The organism is Streptomyces sp. NPDC007971 (assembly GCF_042958635.1).
Taxonomy (GTDB): domain Bacteria; phylum Actinomycetota; class Actinomycetes; order Streptomycetales; family Streptomycetaceae; genus Streptomyces.
The window spans coordinates 1-17,579 of record NZ_JBIBJK010000047.1 but is presented as its reverse complement, the minus strand read 5'-3'; the positions used below and the strand labels follow the sequence as shown (position 1 = coordinate 17,579).

Sequence of the window (17,579 nt, the reverse complement as noted above, 5' to 3'; positions counted from 1 at the left end):
CCCATCCCCACCCGCTGAGCACCCTGCCCAGTGAACACGAACCCGACCCTGCCCACACCACCCACAACCCCGGACACCACACCCGGAACCTCACGACCCCCCGCCAACGCCTCCAAACCAGCAGTCAGCTCGTCACGGTCCGCACCGACGACGACCGCCCGGTGCTCCAACGCGCCACGCGACGCCGCCAGGGACCAACCCACATCCACCGGATCCACGTCCGAACGCGACTGGACGAAGGTCGCCAGACGCTCCGCCTGACCGGCCAAACCAGCGACCGACCGACCCGACACCACCCACGGCACCACCGGCAGACGCACAGCCGAACCACCATCGGCCGGATCCGTCGCGGAGCTGGACACCGCAGCATCGTCGGGTTCCTGCTCGATGATCACGTGGGCGTTGGTGCCGCTGATGCCGAACGAGGACACGCCGGCGCGCCGGGGGTGACCGGTCCGGGGCCACGGCACGGGCTGGGTCGCCAGCCGTACGGCTCCCGCGTCCCAGTCCACGTGCGAGGACGGTTCCTGGGCGTGCAGCGTGCGGGGAAGTTCCTGGTGCTGGAGTGCCAGCACCATCTTGATGACGCCGGCGACACCCGCGGCCCACTGGGCGTGGCCGATGTTGGACTTCACCGAGCCCAGCCACAGCGGCCGGTCCTCCGGCCGGCCCTGGCCGTACGTCGCCAAGAGCGCCTGCGCCTCGATCGGGTCGCCCAGGCGGGTGCCCGTACCGTGCCCCTCCACCGCATCGACGTCGTCCGCGCCAAGTCCCGCAGCGGTCAGCGCGGAGCGGATCACGCGCTGCTGGGCGGGGCCGTTCGGCGCCGTCAGGCCGTTGGACGCGCCGTCCTGGTTCACCGCGCTGCCGGTCAGCACGGCCAGTACCCGGTGGCCGAGGCGTCGTGCGTCGGACAGCCGCTCCAGGAGGACGACGCCGGCGCCCTCGGCCATGCCCATGCCGTCGGCCTGCTCCGAGTACGCCTTGCATCGCCCGTCCGCCGCCAGCCCCTGCTGCCGGCTGAACCAGACGAGCCATGACGGGGTGGCGTGCACGGTGACGCCGCCCGCAAGGGCCAGCGAGCACTCCCCGGACCGCAGTGCCTGGCTCGCCAGGTGCAGGGCCACCAAGGACGACGAGCAGGCCGTGTCCACCGTCAGCGCGGGTCCCTCGAGCCCGAGGGTGTAGGCGACCCGGCCCGAGATCACGCTGGGCGCGATGCCCGACTGGAGGTGACCTTCGAGTGCTTCGGGCGCGTTGGCTCCGTAGCCGGAGGAGGAGGCGCCCACGAAGACGCCGGTCGCGGAGCCGCGCAGCTGCTTCGGGTCGATGCCCGCCCGTTCGAACGCCTCCCAGGAGATCTCCAGCAGCAACCGCTGCTGGGGATCCATCGCCAGCGCCTCGCGCGGGCTGATCCCGAAGAACGGGGCGTCGAACTCGCCCGCCCCCGAGATGAATCCGCCCTCGCGGGCGTAGAAGGTGCCGGCCCGCGCGGCGTCCGGGTCGTAGAGCTGTGAGAGGTCCCAGCCCCGGTCGGCGGGGAGTTCCCCGACCGCGTCGCCGCCCTCGGCCAGCAGGTCCCACAGCTGTTCCGGGGTACGCACGTCGCCGGGGAGCCTGCAGCTCATCGCCACGATCGCGATCGGCTCGTCGGCGGGTGCGGCCGCTCGGGCCGCGGGGCTCTGTGGCGCGTCCGTGTGCCCGAGCGCCTGCGCCCGCAGGAACGCGGTCAGCTCCGCCGGGGTCGGGTGGTCGAATATCAGCGTGGTGGGCAGCCGCATGGCGACCGCGGCCGTCAGTCTGTTGCGCAGTTCGACGCCGGTGACCGAGTCGAACCCCAGCTCCTTGAAGGTGTGTCCGGGGTCGATGGCCTGGGGCGAGGCGTGTCCGAGGACCGCCGCGGCGTGCGTCTGGACGAGGTCCAGGACCATCTGGTCCTGCTCGGTCTCCGGTCGTCCGGCCAGCTGCCGGAGCACCCCGCTGCCGGCGCCGGCGTCGAGTGCGGGCGCTACGGCCGGTCCGCCGGTCGACTGCGGAAGTTCCTGCACGTCCGGCGCGTCCGCGGACCTGCCGCCGTCGAGCCAGAACCGCTCGTGCCGGAAGGCGTACGTCGGCAGCTCCACCCGGCGCCCGGCCGGCAGCACGGTGCTCCAGTCCACGGCCACGCCCTGGACGAACGCCCGCGCGAGGCCCGTCGTCAGGGCGTGCACGCCCTGCTCGTCCCGCCGTTGCAGCGGGACGAACACGGCCTCGTCCGCTCCGGTGCCGGACACCGCGTCCGGACCGAGCGTCGACAGCGAGCCGTCGGGGCCGACCTCGATGAACACCGAGATGCCCTGTGCGGCGAGAGCGGCTACGGCGTCGGCGAAGCGCACGGCGTGGCGTGCCTGTGCGGGCCAGTATCCGGGCTCGCACTCCGTCAGTGCCTCGCCGGTGAGTGCGCCCGCCCACAGCAGTTGGGGCGGCCGGTGCTCCAACCGGGCTGCCACGGTGGCGAGTTCGTCCAGGACCGGGTCCATCGCCGGGGAGTGGAACGCGTGCGAGACGCGCAGCTGCCGCACCCGACGGCCCCGCTCCCGCCAGGTCTCCACCACCTGTTCGACGGCATCGGCGTCGCCGGAGACGACCACGGACTCGGGGCCGTTGACCGCCGCGATCGACACCCCGGGAACGTCCGCAAGACCGGCGAGCACATCGGCCTCGGGCGCACCCACCGCCGCCATCGCCCCGCCGCTCGGCAGCGCCTGCATCAGACGGGCCCGCGCCGCCACCAGCCGGCATGCGTCCTCCAGCGACAGCACGCCGGCCACATGTGCCGCGGCGATCTCGCCCACGGAGTGGCCCACCACGGCGTCGGCGACGACTCCGGCGGCCTTCAGGACCGCCGCGACACCGATCTCGAACGCGAACAGGCCCGTCTGCGCGTACAGCGTCTGGTTGGCCTTGTCGACTTCGATGCCATCGGTTCCGTTGACGCCATCGACTCCATCGACTCCATTGAGGCTGTCGATGCCGTTGAGGCCGCCGCTGCGGCCTGTGCCCTTGAGGCCCTCCGTGCCGCCGGTGCTCGTGAGACCGTCTGTGCCGTCGGTGCCCTTGAGGCCCTCTGTACCGTCTGTGGCGTCGGTGCCCAGGACTACGTCCCGGACGGAGATGCCCAGCTCCGCTTCCAGGAGCCCGCACGCCCGGTCGAATGCCTCGGCGAAGACGGGGCTGCCCTCGTGGAGCCCGCGGCCCATGCCGGTCCACTGCGAGCCCTGGCCCGCGAAGACCAGGCCGACCCGTGCGCCGGGTCGGGCCACGCCCGAGACGACCGCCGGGGAGGGCGCGCCCTCGGCGAACTGTTCCAGGGCCGTCGCCGGCTCCGCGTCCGCGGCGCCCAGCACCACGGCGCGGTGCTCGAACGCCGTGCGGGTCGTCGCCAACGACCAGGCCACATCGCCCGGTTGCAGCTCGGGGCGGGCGGTCACCCAGTCCCGCAGGCGACCGGCCTGTGCCGTCAGTCCGGCCGCCGAGCGGCCCGACACCACCCACGCGGCGGCACCCGGCACCACGGGCGCCATGGCGGCGGCATCCGGCACCACAGACCCCGTGACGGCAGCACCCGGCGCCACAGGCCCCGTGACGGCAGCGCCAGGCACCACACGTGCCGTCGCGGCAGCGCCGGACACCACAGGCGCCGTTGCCGCGGCGTCCGTCTCGGCGGGACCGGTGGCCGGGGCCTCTTCGAGGATGACGTGGACGTTGGTTCCGCTGATCCCGAACGCCGACACTCCGGCGCGGCGGGTGCGTTCTCCGGCCGGCCAGGGCTTGGGCTCGGTCAGCAGCCGTACGTCGCCCGCCGACCAGTCCACGTGCGGCGTGGGCTCGTCGGCGTGCAGCGTCGCGGGCAGCCGGCCGTGTACGAGGGCGAGCACCATCTTGATCACGCCCGCGACACCGGCGGCGGCCTGCGCGTGCCCGATGTTCGACTTCACCGAACCCAGCCACAACGGCAGGTCCTGCGGCCGGCCCTGACCGTACGTCGCCAGCAGCGCCTGCGCCTCGACCGGGTCGCCGAGCCGGGTGCCGGTGCCGTGTGCCTCCACCGCGTCCACGTCCGCCGCGGCGAGTCCGGCGTTGGCGAGGGCGCGGCGGATGACCGCCTGCTGGGCCTGGCCGTTCGGGGCGGTCAGGCCGTCGCTGGTGCCGTCGGAGTTGATCGCCGATCCGCGCAGGACGGCCAGTACGGGGTGGCCGGACGCCAGGGCGTCGGAGAGGCGTTCCAGGACGACGAGGCCGACGCCCTCCGACCAGACGGTTCCGTCGGCCGCGGCCGAGAAGGGCTTGCACACGCCCTCGGGGGACAGTGCGCGCAGTCCGCTGAACGCGACGAAGTTGCCGGGGGTGGGCATCACGGAGACGCCGCCCGCCAGGGCCAGCGAGCATTCGCCCTGCCGCAGGGCCTGTGCCGCGAGGTGGATGGCGACCAGGGAGCTGGACGCGGAGGTGTCGACGGTGATCGAGGGTCCGTGCAGTCCGAGCAGGTAGGAGATCCGGCCGGACATCACGCTGGTGGTCGTGCCGGTGAGCAGGTAGCCCTTCACGCTCTCGGGCGCCTCCTGCAGCCTGGGGCCGTACTCCCGGGGTTCGGCGCCGACGAACACGCCGGTCCTGCTGCCGCGGATCGCGGCCGGGGGGACGGCGGCGCGCTCAAGTGCCTCCCAGGAGGCTTCGAGCAGCAGCCGCTGCTGGGGATCCATCGCCAGCGCCTCGCGCGGCGGGATGTTGAAGAAGGCTGCGTCGAATTCGGCGGCGTCCTCAAGGAATCCACCGCGGGTGAGATATGTCTTGCCGGCGCTCGCGGGGTCCTCGCCGTAGAGGGATTCGAGATTCCAGTTCCGGTCCGTGGGGAAGTCGGTAAGGGCCTCCCGCTGCTCGGCAAGGAGTGTCCACAGGCCCTCGGGTGAGCGGACTCCACCGGGGTATCGGCAGCTCATGCCGACGATCGCCAGGGGCTCGGCGCCGTCTGCCGCGATGTCGGTCCGGGCGGGCCCGTGAGTCTCGTTCACAATTCCCTCGGCATTCCTGAGGTCGAGTGAGATACCTGGTGAAGAGTTTTCCGCCAAGGAAAAATGTCGGCTGCGCAAAAGGGCGCGCCGGAGCCGGCGACGGCCAGGATATGGGCTGGTCCACCCGGTGGACCACGTGTTCAACCGTGGTGGTGCTTCGGTTGAGCGGTGCGCCATGTCCCGGCCTGTCCCGGCCGGTTGCGGAACCTCGTGTCCGTTACGCCTCGGCCAGTTCGGGCGAGGTGAGCCGCATGGTGGTGGGCGCCTCGCGCGCGGTGGCGAGCAGGTGCAGGCGCTGGACGCCCTCTTCGCCGGGTGCGGGGAGCGCGGTCAGGCAGGTGCAGGACTCGTCGGTGAAGCCGGCGAACCGGTAGGCGATGTCCATCATGCGGTTGCGGTCGGTGGGCCGGAAGTCCGCGACGAGGTGGGCGCCGGCCCGGGCCGCCTGGTCGACGAGCCAGTTGAGGATGACCGCGCCGGCTCCGAAGGTCACCACGCGGCACGAGGTCGCCAGGAGTTTGAGGTGCCACACGTCCGGGTGGCGTTCCAGGAGGATGACGCCCACGGCGCCGTGCGGTCCGAACCGGTCGGTCAGCGTGACGGTGAGGACCTCGTGGTCCGGGTCTGCGAGCAGGCCGCGCAGGGTGGCGTCGGAGTAGTGCACGCCGGTGGCGTTCATCTGGCTGGTGCGCAGGGTCAGTTCCTCGACCCGGGACAGGTCCTCCTCGTCGGCGCGCTTGATCTCCATCACGAGGTCGAGGGTGCGCAGGAAGTCCTCGTCGGGGCCCTTGAAGGTGTCCTTCTCGGCGTCCCGGCGGAAGCCTGCCTGGTACATCTCGCGGCGGCGCCGGGCGTCGACGGTGACGATCTCGGGGCTGAACTCGGGCAGTTTGGCCAGCGAGGCCGCCTGATCGGCCGCGTAGCAGCGGACGTCGGGCGCGTGGTAGGTGACCTCGGCGCGCTCGGTGGGCAGGTCGTCGATGAAGGCGACGGCGGTCTGCGCGAAGTTGAGCCGGTCGGCTATCTCCTTGACCGCCTCGGACTTGGGTCCCCAGCTGATCTGCGGGTGGACGAAGTACTCGGCGAGGCCCAGCTTTTCGAGGTGCTGCCAGGCGAGGTCGTGGTCGTTCTTGCTGGAGACGGAGTGCAGGATGCCCCGGGAGTCGAGTTCGACGATGACGTCGCGGATTCCGGGGAACAGGTCGACGTTCGGGTCCTCCAGCAGCGTGCCGTCCCAGACGGTGTTGTCCAGGTCCCAGACCAGGCACTTCACGAGGGTTGGCTTGTCAGCCACGGGTCCTCCCACCAGCTTCACTCTCGTCAGGGGTCGTGTGTCGGCCGGATGTCGACAGGGCGTGGTCGGCCAGGATCAGCCGGCAGATCTCGTTGCTGCCTTCGATGAGTTCCATGAGTTTCGCGTCCCGGAAGGCGCGGGCGACGACGTGCCCGTCCTCGGCGCCGGCCGACCCGAGGAGCTGGACGGCGGTGGCCGCGCCGCGGGCGGCGTGGCCGGCGCTGACGTGCTTGGCGAGGACGGCCATGACGCCCATGTCCGGGGACGCGGAGTCCCAGCACCTGCTGGCGTGTTCGCAGGCGCGCAGGGAGACCTGTTCGGCGATGAACATCTCGGCCAGGTGTCCGCGGACGAACTGGTGGTCGGCGAGCGCCACGTCGCCCTGCCTGCGGTGCCTGACGTGGGTGCTCGCGGCGTCGAGGCAGGCGCGGAGGATGCCGACGCAGCCCCATGCGATGGACATGCGTCCGTAGGAAAGGGCTGTGGTGAACAGCATCGACAGGGGCTGTCCGCCGCCGCCCAGTACGTGGGAGGCGGGGAGCCGGACGTTGTCGAGGCGGATGTTGGCGTGTCCGGCGGCCCGGCAGCCCATCGGGTGGGGAAGCAGCTCGATGTGCACGCCGGGTGTGTCCACGGGGACGATCGCGGCGGCGGCGCCCTCGCCGTCGCCGTGGCGGCCCACGATGAGGACGAAGTCGGCGTAGCGGGTGCCGGTGACCCACTTCTTCTCGCCGTCGACGACGAAGCCGTCCCCGTCGGGCCGGATCCGGGTCTGCATGGCCGCCAGGTCGCTGCCGGCTCCCGGCTCGCTGAAGCCGACGGCCGTGAGCTTCCCGCTGGTCAGCTCGGCGAGGAAGGTGCGCCGCTGGGACCGGTCGCCGAACCGCTGGATCGTCCAGGCGACGATGCCCTGGGAGGTCATGACGGAACGCAGAGAGCTGCACAGGCTGCCCGCGTGGGCGGTGAGTTCGCCGTTGTCCCGGCTGCTGAGCCCGGGCCCGCCGTAGGTGGTGGGGACCTGGGCGCACAGCAGGCCCTGGGAGCCGAGCTTGCGCAGCACGTCCAGGGGCAGTTCGCCGGCGACGTCCCAGGCGGCCGCCCGGCTGCCGACGAGCTCGCCGATGACGGCGCGCTCGTCGGCCACTCGCTCAGGCATTCTCGGCCGATTCCGCGTCCCGCAGCCGCAGGACCAGGCCGGTCATGGTCTGCACGGTGCGGAAGTTGTCGAGCTTGAGGTCCCCGCCGACGATGGCGATGTCGTACGCCTCTTCGAGGTGGACGACGAGCTGCATCGCGAACATGGAGGAGACGAGGCCGGACGCGAAGAGGTCCTGGTCCACCTCGACGGTGCTCTTGATGCGCTCGGCGAGGAAGTCGAGGAGCTCCTTCTCAAGGCTCTCGGCGGTGAGGGGGGAGGTTTCCTCTTCGACCGTCATGACGCGACCTTTCCGTAGTCGTAGAAGCCTCGTCCGGACTTCCGGCCGAGGTGGCCGTCCTGCACCTTGGCGAGCAGGAGGTCACAGGGGCGGCAGCTCTCGTCGCCGCGGCGCTCGTAGAGCACGTTGAGGGAGTCGACCAGGTTGTCCAGGCCGATGAGGTCGCCGGTGCGCAGCGGGCCGGTGGAGTGCCCGAGGCACCCCTCCAGCAGGCCGTCCACGGTCTCCACGGACGCGACGCCCTCCTGGACGAGCATGGCCGCGGTGTTGATCAGCGGGTGCAGCAGCCGGTTGATCACGAAGCCGGCCGAGTCCTGGATGACGAGGGACTCGCGGCCGAGGACGGTGAGCAGGCCGGTGGCCGCCTCCAGGACGGCGGGGGCGGTGCGCGGGCCGCGGATGACCTCGACCATCTTGATCATGTAGGAGGGGTTCATGAAGTGCACGCCGACGAGTTCCTCGGGGCGTGCGACCCAGGAGGCCATCTCGTCGATCGGGATGCAGGAGGTGTTGGAGATCAGGGTCGTGCCGGGCCGTACGGTCCCGGAGGCCGCGGTGAGGACCTTCTCCTTGACCTCGGCGACCTCGGTGACGGCCTCGACGACCGTGGTGGCTTCGGCGATGTCGGCGACGGACACCGTGGTGGTCAGCGTGCCCTGGGGGCGGTCCGCCGGCAGTACGCCCATGAGCTGGGCGTGCCGCAGCTTCTGCTTGACGGTCCGGCGCGCCTGGTCCAGTACGGACTCGTCGACGTCCACCAGGACGACGGGGACGCCGTGGCCGATGGCGAGCGTCGAGATGTTCGTGCCCATCACGCCGGCGCCGAGGACGGCGAGGCGGTGCTCCTCAAAAGCAGTGCTCATAGATTCTTCCCTGCGGTTACGTGAGCCGTTTCCTGACGGCCGGCCCGGTCATGGGGACGGGGCCGGCCCTGCCTCGCATGTCACGCGCGCACCCTCGCGGCGAGCGCGGCGGGGGTGGGATGCTCGAACACCTCGGTGAGCCCGAGGGACGTTCCGGTGAGTTCTTCGACCTTCTGCGCCAGTACGGCGGCGAGCAGTGAATGTCCGCCGGCTTCGAAGAAGTTGGTCCGTGCGCCCGCCTCGGTGGCCAGGAGCTGCCCCCAGATCTCGACGAGGGCGCGGACGAGTGCGTCGTCCGCCGCCGGGTCCTGCGGACCGGGGCCCTGTCCGAGTGCCTTCTCGGCGAGCCGCGCGAGGGCGCCCCGGTCCGTACGGCCGTCGGGGGTCCTGGGCAGCGCGTCGAGGGGGACGACCTGTCGCAGGGCGGCGGGTGCGGCGAGTCCGGCCTGTGTGTGCGCCAGCAGCAGCCGGGCAAGGCCGTCGGCGTCGCCGGAGGTCTCGGAGGTCCCGGCGGTCTCGGAGGTCCCGGCAGCGTTGACAGTCCCGGCGTCGTCGGCGGTCCCGGCGTCGTCGGCGGTCCCCGCTGTCTCGGCTGTCTCGGCGAAGGCGACGACGGCGGGTTCGCCGCCGGGCGGGGTCACGGCCACGGCGGCGGCCGCGGTCACCTCGCGGTGGTCGAGCAGGAGCGCCTCGACGGTGCCGAGGTCGACCGGCCCGTCACCGGTGACGATCCGGCGGTCGATACAGCCGAGCAGTTCGAGGGTTCCGTCGTGCCGCCAGCGGGCGAGTTCGCCGGTGCGGTGGTGGCGTCCGTACCGCTCATGGGCGGGGACCGCGGGGTCGTCCGGGCCGCTGAGGGCCAGTCCGGTCCCGGCGAGGCAGAGTTCGCCGCGCAGGCCGACGGGCAGTTCCCGTCCGTCGGGGGCGGCGACGAAGGCCCGTGTGCGCGTGATCGGCCGTCCCCGGGTGACGGCGTCGGGGTCGGTCACCCGGCCCGACACGGCCCAGCCGGTGGTCTCGTCGGTGCCGTAGGCGCAGTGCAGCCGGCAGCCGGCGGCGAGAAGCCGTTCGGCGGTCGCGCGGGACATCTCCCCGCCGTGGGCCAGGACGGTCAGGCCGTGCAGTCGGCCGCCCAGGTCCTGAAGGACGCGGGCGGGCGTGCCCGGCGGGACGGTGACGACGGTCGCGTCGTGGCGGCCGGCGGCTTCACCGAGGGCGGTGCCGCCCGTGCGGGCCTCGTCGGGCGCGATCACGGTCCGGCCGCCGGCGCTCAGCGCCAGGCAGAGGTCGAGGAGCGAGCCGAGCGTGGCGGGCGCGGCGAGTGTCAGGACGCCGGTTCCGGGTTCGACGCGCAGTTCGGTGGCGAAGTGGCGGACGGTGTCGGCGATCCCGGCATGGCTCAGGACGGTGGCGACCGGCTGCCCGTCGTCCCCGCAGGTGTGGATCAGGCAGGCGGCTGCGGACGGGGCGCGGGGCTCGTCCGGCGTGGCGGGTGCGGGTGCCGGGGCGGTGTCCAGGGGCAGGACGGGGGGCAGTTGTGCGTCGGCGGGCAGCTGTGTGCCGGTGCCGGTGAGCACGACCTTCGCCCCGGAGTGTGCGAGCTGCCGGGTGAGCCAGGCCGGGGTGTGTCCGGCGTCGAGCGGCAGGCAGACGGCGCCGGCCCGCCAGCTGCCGAGGACGGCGGCGGCCGCCTCGCGGCGGGGTACGGCGAGTGCCACCACGTCGCCCGTGCCGACGCCGGCGCCGGCCAGCAGGGCGTGGATCGCGGCCGCGGCCTCGTCCACCTGCCGGTAGGTGGCGGTGTGTTCGCCGTCGGCCAGGGCCTGGGCCTGCGGTGTGCTCTGTGCCCACGACCGGAACAGCGCGGGCACCGTGGGCCGTTCGGCCTCGGCAGCGGTGCCGAGGGCCCGTAGGACGGTGTCGTGGGCCGGGACGACGGTGTCGTGAGGCCGGACGACGGTGTCGTGGGCAGGCTCGACAGTGCCGTCGGCCACGACGACCGTGTCGCCGGCACGCTCGACGGAGCCGTCAGCCAGGACGATGGTGTCGTCGACCCGGACTGCGGTGCCGTCGGCCCCAACTGCGGTGTCGTCGGCCCTCACGTCCGTGTCGTGGGCCCGGTCGACGGTCCGGCGGTCGGACTCGCTCCAGCCGGCCGTCTCCCTGAGGGGCCGCTCCGGGTCATGGGCGGCCGCGACCAGCAGGGCGTCGAACCGCTGCAGCATCGCCTCGACGTCGGCGCGGTCCAGGGTCTCGGAGGAGTAGCGGAACGATATCTCCGCCTGGGAGGGGGTGCCGACCAGTTCGAGGTCGAACTTGCTGTAGGGGTTCTCGACCGTCAGCAGCCGGGCCGGCATGCCGTCGACCGACAGATCGCCCTCGGGCGCTCCGGGCAGGAAGTTGAACAGATGCCGGAAGAGCGCGGTCTGCCAGGAGGAGCCGACCTCGGGGAGTTCCCCGGTCAGTTCGTCGACGGAGGTGCCGGCGTGCGCCATCGCTCCGAGGAAGGCGTCCCGGGCCCGGCGGGCGAGCGGACGGAAGCCCTCGGCCAGGTCGACGCGGATCCGGATCGGGACCACGTTGACGTGGTAGCCGATGGCGGAGGTGTTGGCTCCGCGGACGTCGACCGGTGAGCCGACGACGAGGTCGGGGCCGGCGCCGTGCGACGCGAGGAGGGCGGCGTAGGCGGCGAGCATCACCGCGGCGACGGGTGTCCTGGCCACCCGCTGCAACTGCAGTACGGCGTGCTGGGCCTCGGGCGAGAGGGTGTGGCGCGCGATCTCACCGGTCATCAGCGGCTGGCGGCTGCGCTGCCTGCCGCACCACAGGTCGAGGGCGCCGGGGGCGAATCCCTTCAGGGTCTCGCGCCAGTAGGCGAGATCGGCGGGCTGCGGTTCGGGCTCGGCGAGGGCCGGGGTCTGCTCCGTGGCCTCGGCGGGCACCGGCCGGCCGGCCGCGATGGCGTCGTAGACCGGGATGAACGTCCGCAGGAAGAGCGCGGCGGAGATCATGTCGAACGTCAGGTGGTGCACGCCCACGCAGAGGACGTCGCCGTCCGGGCCGCCGGCCAGCCCGACTCTGACCAGGGGCCTGCCGTCGAGCCGGAAGGGACGGTCGACGAACGCGGTCAGGTCCTTTTCGAGCGACTCACCGGACAGGTCGAGCGGCTCGATGTCGGCCGAGAACTCGCTCGCGGGGACAACTTCCTTGAGGAGTTCCGCACCGTTCGCGTGGAAGACCGTCCGCAGCACGTCGTAGCGGCTGAGGACCACGGCCAGGGCCGCCTTCAGCACGTCGGGCCGGAGCCGGCCGCCGACCTTGAGGGCGAGCCCGAGGTTGTTGATCCCGGTGTCCGGGACCAACTCCTCCATCAGCCAGAGGGCCTTTTCCTTGTTCGTGGTCGCTGTTCTGGCGGTGGCCGTGTCCGGGGACCGGGCGGGCGCGCCCGTCTCAGAGTTCATGAGATCAGAATTCGGCGTGGTCGAGAAGGGTGCGAACAGTGGAGTCGGCGCGCAGCAGATCTGCGTGGCTGACGTCGAGGGAGATCCTCCGGCCGAGCATCTCGGTGGCCTTGACGGCGGTCACCGCCCCGTTCTTCTCCAAGGTGGCGTAATCCGCCGAGGTAATGGCGAGAGAACGCTTCCAGATCTGCCCGGGATCGATATCGACGGCGGCGGAAAGCCACGCCATATACGTCTCGAAAAGCTGGACGACCTCGTCCCTGCGGGCATCGGCGAGACCGATCCGCTGGAATGCGGTGGTCGCTATCTCCCGGTAGAGTCCGACGATCTCGACGGCGGCGTCCGCAATGCCGATCGACGGCGTTTCGACGATCTCGGCGGCCCTCCTACGGGCCCGTTCCCCCTCCTCCTCGGAGAAGACCGGACCGGCCAGGCCGACCATCTTGTTGATTTCGGCGGCGAGCAGCTGGATGTCGGTGACCTGTCCGTCGAAGAGGATCACCTTGGGTTCGGTGGCCTGCCAGCGGGTCAGGTGCTGTGCGATCTCGGCCGCGTAGACGCCGCCGAGACAGTAGCCGAGCACGGCCACGACCTCGTACTTCTCCCAGTCTCCGTCCCGTGTCCAGTACTCGGTGTAGAAGTCACCGGCGGGATGCTCGGACGGGCGCAGGGCGGGCAGCCTGGTCTGCATGAAGCCGAATGCGGACCAGGCCGGTCCCATGGTGGCCACGAGGTCCTCGAACCCCGCCTCTCGGCGCCCGACCGCAGGGAAATCGACACAGAGAACAAGACGGTTCGACGTGGGGGCCGAGATGACGCTCCACGATTCTTCGTTCGGCACTTGTTCATCCCATCAAACGGAGTCGGGCGGGTAATCACAGTCCACCGAAACCGGTTGGACGCTAGCATGATCCGGACTTCCGGGGGAACCCTTGCATATCCCCCGGACCACCGTCCTAGGACGTCGCCGACAGCTCGCTCAGCAGGAAGTCCGCGATGGCTTCCGGCATATAGAGGTCGTAGACAAATCCCTCCGGCAGTTTAAGCCCAGTCAGCTCGTTTATCCTTTCCCGCAGTTGAACAGCGGACATAGACGTCATTCCCATCTCAAAGACGTCTGCGACGGGGTGGACGGAGTCCACGGACGGGTAGCCGAGCATCTCGGCGATCTCCTGCCGGACCAGTTCGAGCATCAGCTCTCGCCGCTCGAGCTCGGAGAGGCCGGCCAGCTGCCGTACCCAGCCGAGGGCCTCGGGTCCGGCCGCGGACTCGCCGCCGACGTCCGGCAGGCCGTCGAGCGGGGCCAGTTCGCGTTCCCGCTGCCGCCAGGTGGAGAGCTTCGCGAGCACCGTGCCCAGCGGCATGTCCTCCCGCAGCGGCTCGTCCATGCCGATCATCCCGGCCAGGGCGGCCATGTCCCCCTGCTCCAGCGCGGTCCAGAACTGCTGCTCGCCCGGCGAGGCGGCGCCGGCCGCGACCGGCTCGGGCACGGCCTTCGGGGCCGGTGCCGCGGGCCAGTAGCGCTGCCGCTGGAACGCGTAGGTGGGCAGGTCGACGGTCCGCCCGCCGCCCAGGACCGCGGTCCAGTCCACCGCGGTCCCGGCGACGTGAACGGCGGCCAGGGCGCCCAGGAACGTCCGCAGTGCTGCCTCCCCCGGGCGCAGCGTCCCGGTGACCGTGACGCGTGCCCCGTCGGTGCGTGCCCCGTCCTGCAAGCCCGTGTCGTCCAGTGCGCGTGCGAGGGCCCCGGCCAGCGCCGGTTCCGCAGCGACCTCGATGCAGGCGCCGAACCCGCCCTCGGCCAGGGCGTCCGCCAGCTCCCGGACCGGCACGGTCTCCTGCGGGCCGCGGCACCAGTGGGCGGCGTCCATGCCCGCACCGTCGGCCCAGGCCGCGTCCCGGCCGGAGAACACCGGTACGGTCCCCGCCTGCGGGCGGATCGCGGACAGCTCCTCGCCGTCCGGTTCCGCCCCGGCCGCCGTCCGGCCGGTCAGCACAGCGATCCTGGCCGCCTCGGCCGGTGAGAGCACGCCCGCCACCTGCGCGGCCGCGATCTCACCGACGGCGTGTCCGGCGACCGCCGCCGGGTGCACGCCGGCCGCGCGCCACAGTGCGGCGAGCGACACCATCACGGCCCACGCGACCGGTTGCAGGACGTCGGGGCGGCCGTGCGCCGGGCCGTCCTGCCCCGCGCGCACCACCTCGGTCAGCTTCCAGTCCGTATGCGGGGTCAGGGCCTGTTCGCACTCGGCCATCCGGGTCGCGAACACCGGTGCCTCGTCCAGCAGTTGCGCGGCAGCGCCGATCCACCCGTACGCGCCGCCGGAGGCGTTCGGGCCGCCGGGGCCGCCAGAGCTGCCGGAATTGCTGTCGAGGCCGCCGGCGTTGCTGTCGCGTCCGCCGGGGTTGCTGACGAGGCCGCCGGGGCAGCCGGGGAAGACGAACACCGCCTTCCGGTCCGCCGCGGCGGTTCCGGTCAGCACGTCCTTGGTCGGCACGCCCGCGGCGACCAGGGCCAGTCCGGCGAGCAGGCCGCCGCGGTCGCCGCCCAGCACCACCGCCCGGTGGTCGAACACCGTACGCGTCGTGGCCAGCGAGAATCCCACGTCGACGGGGTCCAGGTCCGGCCGGGCGACGAGGAGTTCCCGCAGCCGTCCGGCCTGGGCCCGGAGCGCCTCGGTGGTCCGCCCGGACAGCACCCACGGAAGCGCCGCCGGGGCCGTCCGCGGCGCCGCGGGCACGCCGGCCGGGGCCGGCGCGGGGGCCTCCTCCACGATGACGTGCGCGTTGGTGCCGCTGATCCCGAACGAGGACACACCCGCCCGCCGCGGCCGCGAGCCCGTCTGCCACGGCACCGGCTCTGTCGCCAGCCGTACGTCGCCCGCCGCCCAGTCCACGTGCGGCGTGGGCTCGTCCACGTGCAGCGTCGCCGGCAGCCGGCCGTGCTGCAGGGCGAGCACCATCTTGATCACGCCCGCGACACCGGCGGCGGCCTGCGTGTGCCCGATGTTCGACTTCACCGAACCCAGCCACAACGGCAGGTCCTGCGGTCGGCCCTGACCGTACGTCGCCAGCAGCGCCTGCGCCTCGATCGGGTCACCCAGGGTCGTCCCGGTACCGTGCGCCTCCACGACGTCGACCTCGTCCGCGCGGATCTGGGCGTTGGCCAGCGCGGCGCGGATGACCCGCTGCTGCGAGGGGCCGTTCGGCGCGGTCAGGCCGTTGGACGCGCCGTCCTGGTTGATCGCGCTGCCGCGCAGCACCGCCAGGACCCGATGCCCGTTGCGCCGCGCGTCGGACAGCCGCTCCACCACGAGCATGCCCGCGCCCTCGGCGAACCCGGTGCCGTCGGCCGCGGCGGCGAACGCCTTGCACCGGCCGTCCGGCGCGAGACCGCGCTGCCGGGAGAACTCGACGAACGTCCCGGGGGTCGCCATGATCGTCACCCCGCCCGCCAGCGCCATCGAGCACTCGCCGGACCTCAGTGCCTGCGCGGCCAGGTGCAGGGCCACCAGCGCCGACGAGCACGCCGTGTCGACCGTCATCGTCGGCCCCTCCAGGCCGAACGTGTACGCAAGCCGCCCGGACAGGATGCTGGTCGCGATGCCCGTCATGAGGTGGCCCTCCAGCTCGGCGCTGCCCTCCGCCAGCACGCTCATCTCGTACCCGGACGTGTACCCGCCGACGAACGCGCCGGTCTGGCTGCCGCGCACGGAGGCTGGGTCGATCCCGGCCCGCTCGAAGGCCTCCCAGGACAGCTCCAGCAGGAGCCGCTGCTGCGGGTCCATCGCCAGCGCCTCGCGCGGGCTGATCCCGAAGAACCCGGCGTCGAACTCGCTGGCGTCCGCGACGAACCCGCCCGCCTGGGTGTACGAGGTCCCCGTGTGTGCGGCGTCCGCGTCGTACAGGCCCTCCAGGTCCCAGCCGCGGTCGGCGGGGAACGCCGAGATCGCGTCCTGCCCGCTGTCGAGCATGTGCCACAGGTCCTCGGGGCCGGTCACACCGCCCGGGAAGCGGCAGCTCATCCCCACGATGGCGATGGGCTCGTCGTGGGCCGCGGCCCCGACGGGGACCGGAACGTCCGCGGTCCCGGCAGGCTCTCCGCCGAGCAGGCCGCGCAGGTGCACGGCGAGCGCGGTCGGGTTGGGGTAGTCGAACACCAGGGTGGCGGGCAGCCGCAGCCCCGTGGCCGTGCCGACCCGGTTGCGCAGCTGGACGGCGGTGAGCGAGTCGAAGCCCAGGTCGCTGAAGGCCCGTCCCGGCGCGATGGCGTCGGCGGACGCGTGGCCCAGAACGGCGGCGACGTGCGCGCGCACCAGGTTCAGCAGCAGCTGGTCGCCGTCCGCGGCGGGCAGTGCGGCGAGCTGCTGCCGCAGCGAGTCCGCGCCCGCTCCGCCGGAGGCGGCGGTCCGCCGGGCCGGTCCGCCGGCCAGCGCCCGCCACAGCGGCGGTATCTCACCGCCGCGGGCCGCCTGCGCCCGCAGCCCGGCCAGGTCCAGCCGGGCCGGCACCAGCACCGCCTCGTCGCGGGCGAGCGTCAGGTCCAGCAGGGCCAGGCCCTCGGCCGCGCTCAGCGCGGTCGTCCCGCTCCTGGTCATCCGGGCCCGCTCGGCGTCGGAGAGCTGCCCGGTCAGGCCGCTGACCTCGGCCCACAGGCCCCACGCCAGCGAGGTCCCCGGAAGACCGGCTGCGCGCCGCTCGGCCGCCAGCGCGTCGAGGAACGCGTTGGCCGCCACGTAGTTGCCCTGCCCCGGCACGCCGAACGTCGCCGCCGCCGAGGAGAACAGCACGAAGTGCTCCAGGTCCATGCCCCGGGTGAGCCGGTGCAGATGCCAGGCGGCGTCGGCCTTCGGCCGCATGACTGCCGCCACCCGCTCCGGGGTCAGCGAAGCGATCGTCCCGTCGTCGAGGACGCCGGCGGCGTGGACGACGGATCCGAGCGGCCGCTCGGCCGAGATCGTCCCGAGCAGCGCGGCCAGCGCCTCCGGGTCCGCCGCGTCACAGGCGACCACGTCCACCGACGCGCCCAGCTCCGCCAACTCGGCCGCCAGGACGGCCGCACCGGCGGCAGCCGGACCCGAACGGCTGGTCAGCACCAGTCCGGCGGCCCGCCCGGTGGTCGCCAGGTGCCGGGCCACCAGCCCGCCCAGCGTGCCCGTGCCACCGGTCACCAGGGCCGAGCGCGGGGGGCGCGGGCCCGACGGCTGTTCAACTGCCGTCAGGAGACGGGCGGGACGGGTCAGACGCCGCCCGTAAGCGACCGTGCCGCGGACGGCCAGTTCCGGCTCGCCGGAGTCGAGTACGGACGACAGCACCGCGACGGCTTGCCCGTCAGACTCCGACACGGACGGCAGCACCGCGACCGCCTGCCCGTCGGAATCCAGTACGGACGGCAGCACCGCGACGCCCTGCCCGTCGGAATCCAGCGCGGCGACGGCGCGCTCATCGGAGTCCAGCGCGGCGACCGCTTGCGC

At 72.7% G+C, this 17,579-nt stretch carries 8 protein-coding genes; all 8 read right to left on the bottom strand.

The window, feature by feature from the left end; translation table 11 throughout:
* Positions 1 to 5,108 (bottom strand): beta-ketoacyl synthase N-terminal-like domain-containing protein (locus tag ACFZCP_RS45445; protein WP_391443021.1); only part of this gene is annotated, 5,108 nt, incomplete at its 3' end.
* A gap of 160 nt (positions 5,109 to 5,268) precedes the next feature.
* Positions 5,269 to 6,345 (bottom strand): HAD-IIIC family phosphatase, encoded by a 1,077-nt coding sequence (locus ACFZCP_RS45440; protein ID WP_391443017.1) that lies wholly within the window; start codon positions 6,343 to 6,345, stop codon positions 5,269 to 5,271.
* Positions 6,338 to 7,501, bottom strand: coding sequence for an acyl-CoA dehydrogenase family protein (locus tag ACFZCP_RS45435; protein ID WP_391443015.1), 1,164 nt, complete (start codon positions 7,499 to 7,501; stop codon positions 6,338 to 6,340). Before ACFZCP_RS45435 ends, ACFZCP_RS45440 begins: the two co-directional genes overlap by 8 nt.
* Complete coding sequence (locus ACFZCP_RS45430; RefSeq protein ID WP_391443011.1) at positions 7,494 to 7,781, bottom strand: phosphopantetheine-binding protein; 288 nt, start codon at positions 7,779 to 7,781, stop codon at positions 7,494 to 7,496. Before ACFZCP_RS45430 ends, ACFZCP_RS45435 begins: the two co-directional genes overlap by 8 nt.
* A complete protein-coding gene (locus ACFZCP_RS45425; protein WP_391443009.1) occupies positions 7,778 to 8,644 on the bottom strand; it encodes a 3-hydroxyacyl-CoA dehydrogenase NAD-binding domain-containing protein in 867 nt (288 codons plus the stop codon). The genes ACFZCP_RS45430 and ACFZCP_RS45425 overlap by 4 nt, the downstream gene beginning before the upstream one ends.
* A gap of 80 nt (positions 8,645 to 8,724) precedes the next feature.
* On the bottom strand, positions 8,725 to 12,105 hold the full coding sequence (locus tag ACFZCP_RS45420) for a condensation domain-containing protein (RefSeq protein WP_391443006.1): 3,381 nt from the start codon (positions 12,103 to 12,105) through the stop codon (positions 8,725 to 8,727).
* A gap of 4 nt (positions 12,106 to 12,109) precedes the next feature.
* On the bottom strand, positions 12,110 to 12,835 hold the full coding sequence (locus ACFZCP_RS45415) for a hypothetical protein (protein ID WP_391443003.1): 726 nt from the start codon (positions 12,833 to 12,835) through the stop codon (positions 12,110 to 12,112).
* A gap of 226 nt (positions 12,836 to 13,061) precedes the next feature.
* Positions 13,062 to 17,579 (bottom strand): SDR family NAD(P)-dependent oxidoreductase (locus tag ACFZCP_RS45410; RefSeq protein WP_391443000.1); only part of this gene is annotated, 4,518 nt, incomplete at its 5' end.

Excerpts from the sequence above, each read along its gene's own strand:
- ACFZCP_RS45435 (WP_391443015.1), bottom strand. The coding sequence starts at position 7,501 with ATGCCTGAGCGAGTGGCCGACGAGCGCGCCGTCATCGGCGAGCTCGTC.
- ACFZCP_RS45430 (WP_391443011.1), bottom strand. The coding sequence starts at position 7,781 with ATGACGGTCGAAGAGGAAACCTCCCCCCTCACCGCCGAGAGCCTTGAG.
- ACFZCP_RS45425 (WP_391443009.1), bottom strand. The coding sequence starts at position 8,644 with ATGAGCACTGCTTTTGAGGAGCACCGCCTCGCCGTCCTCGGCGCCGGC.
- ACFZCP_RS45420 (WP_391443006.1), bottom strand. The coding sequence starts at position 12,105 with ATGAACTCTGAGACGGGCGCGCCCGCCCGGTCCCCGGACACGGCCACC.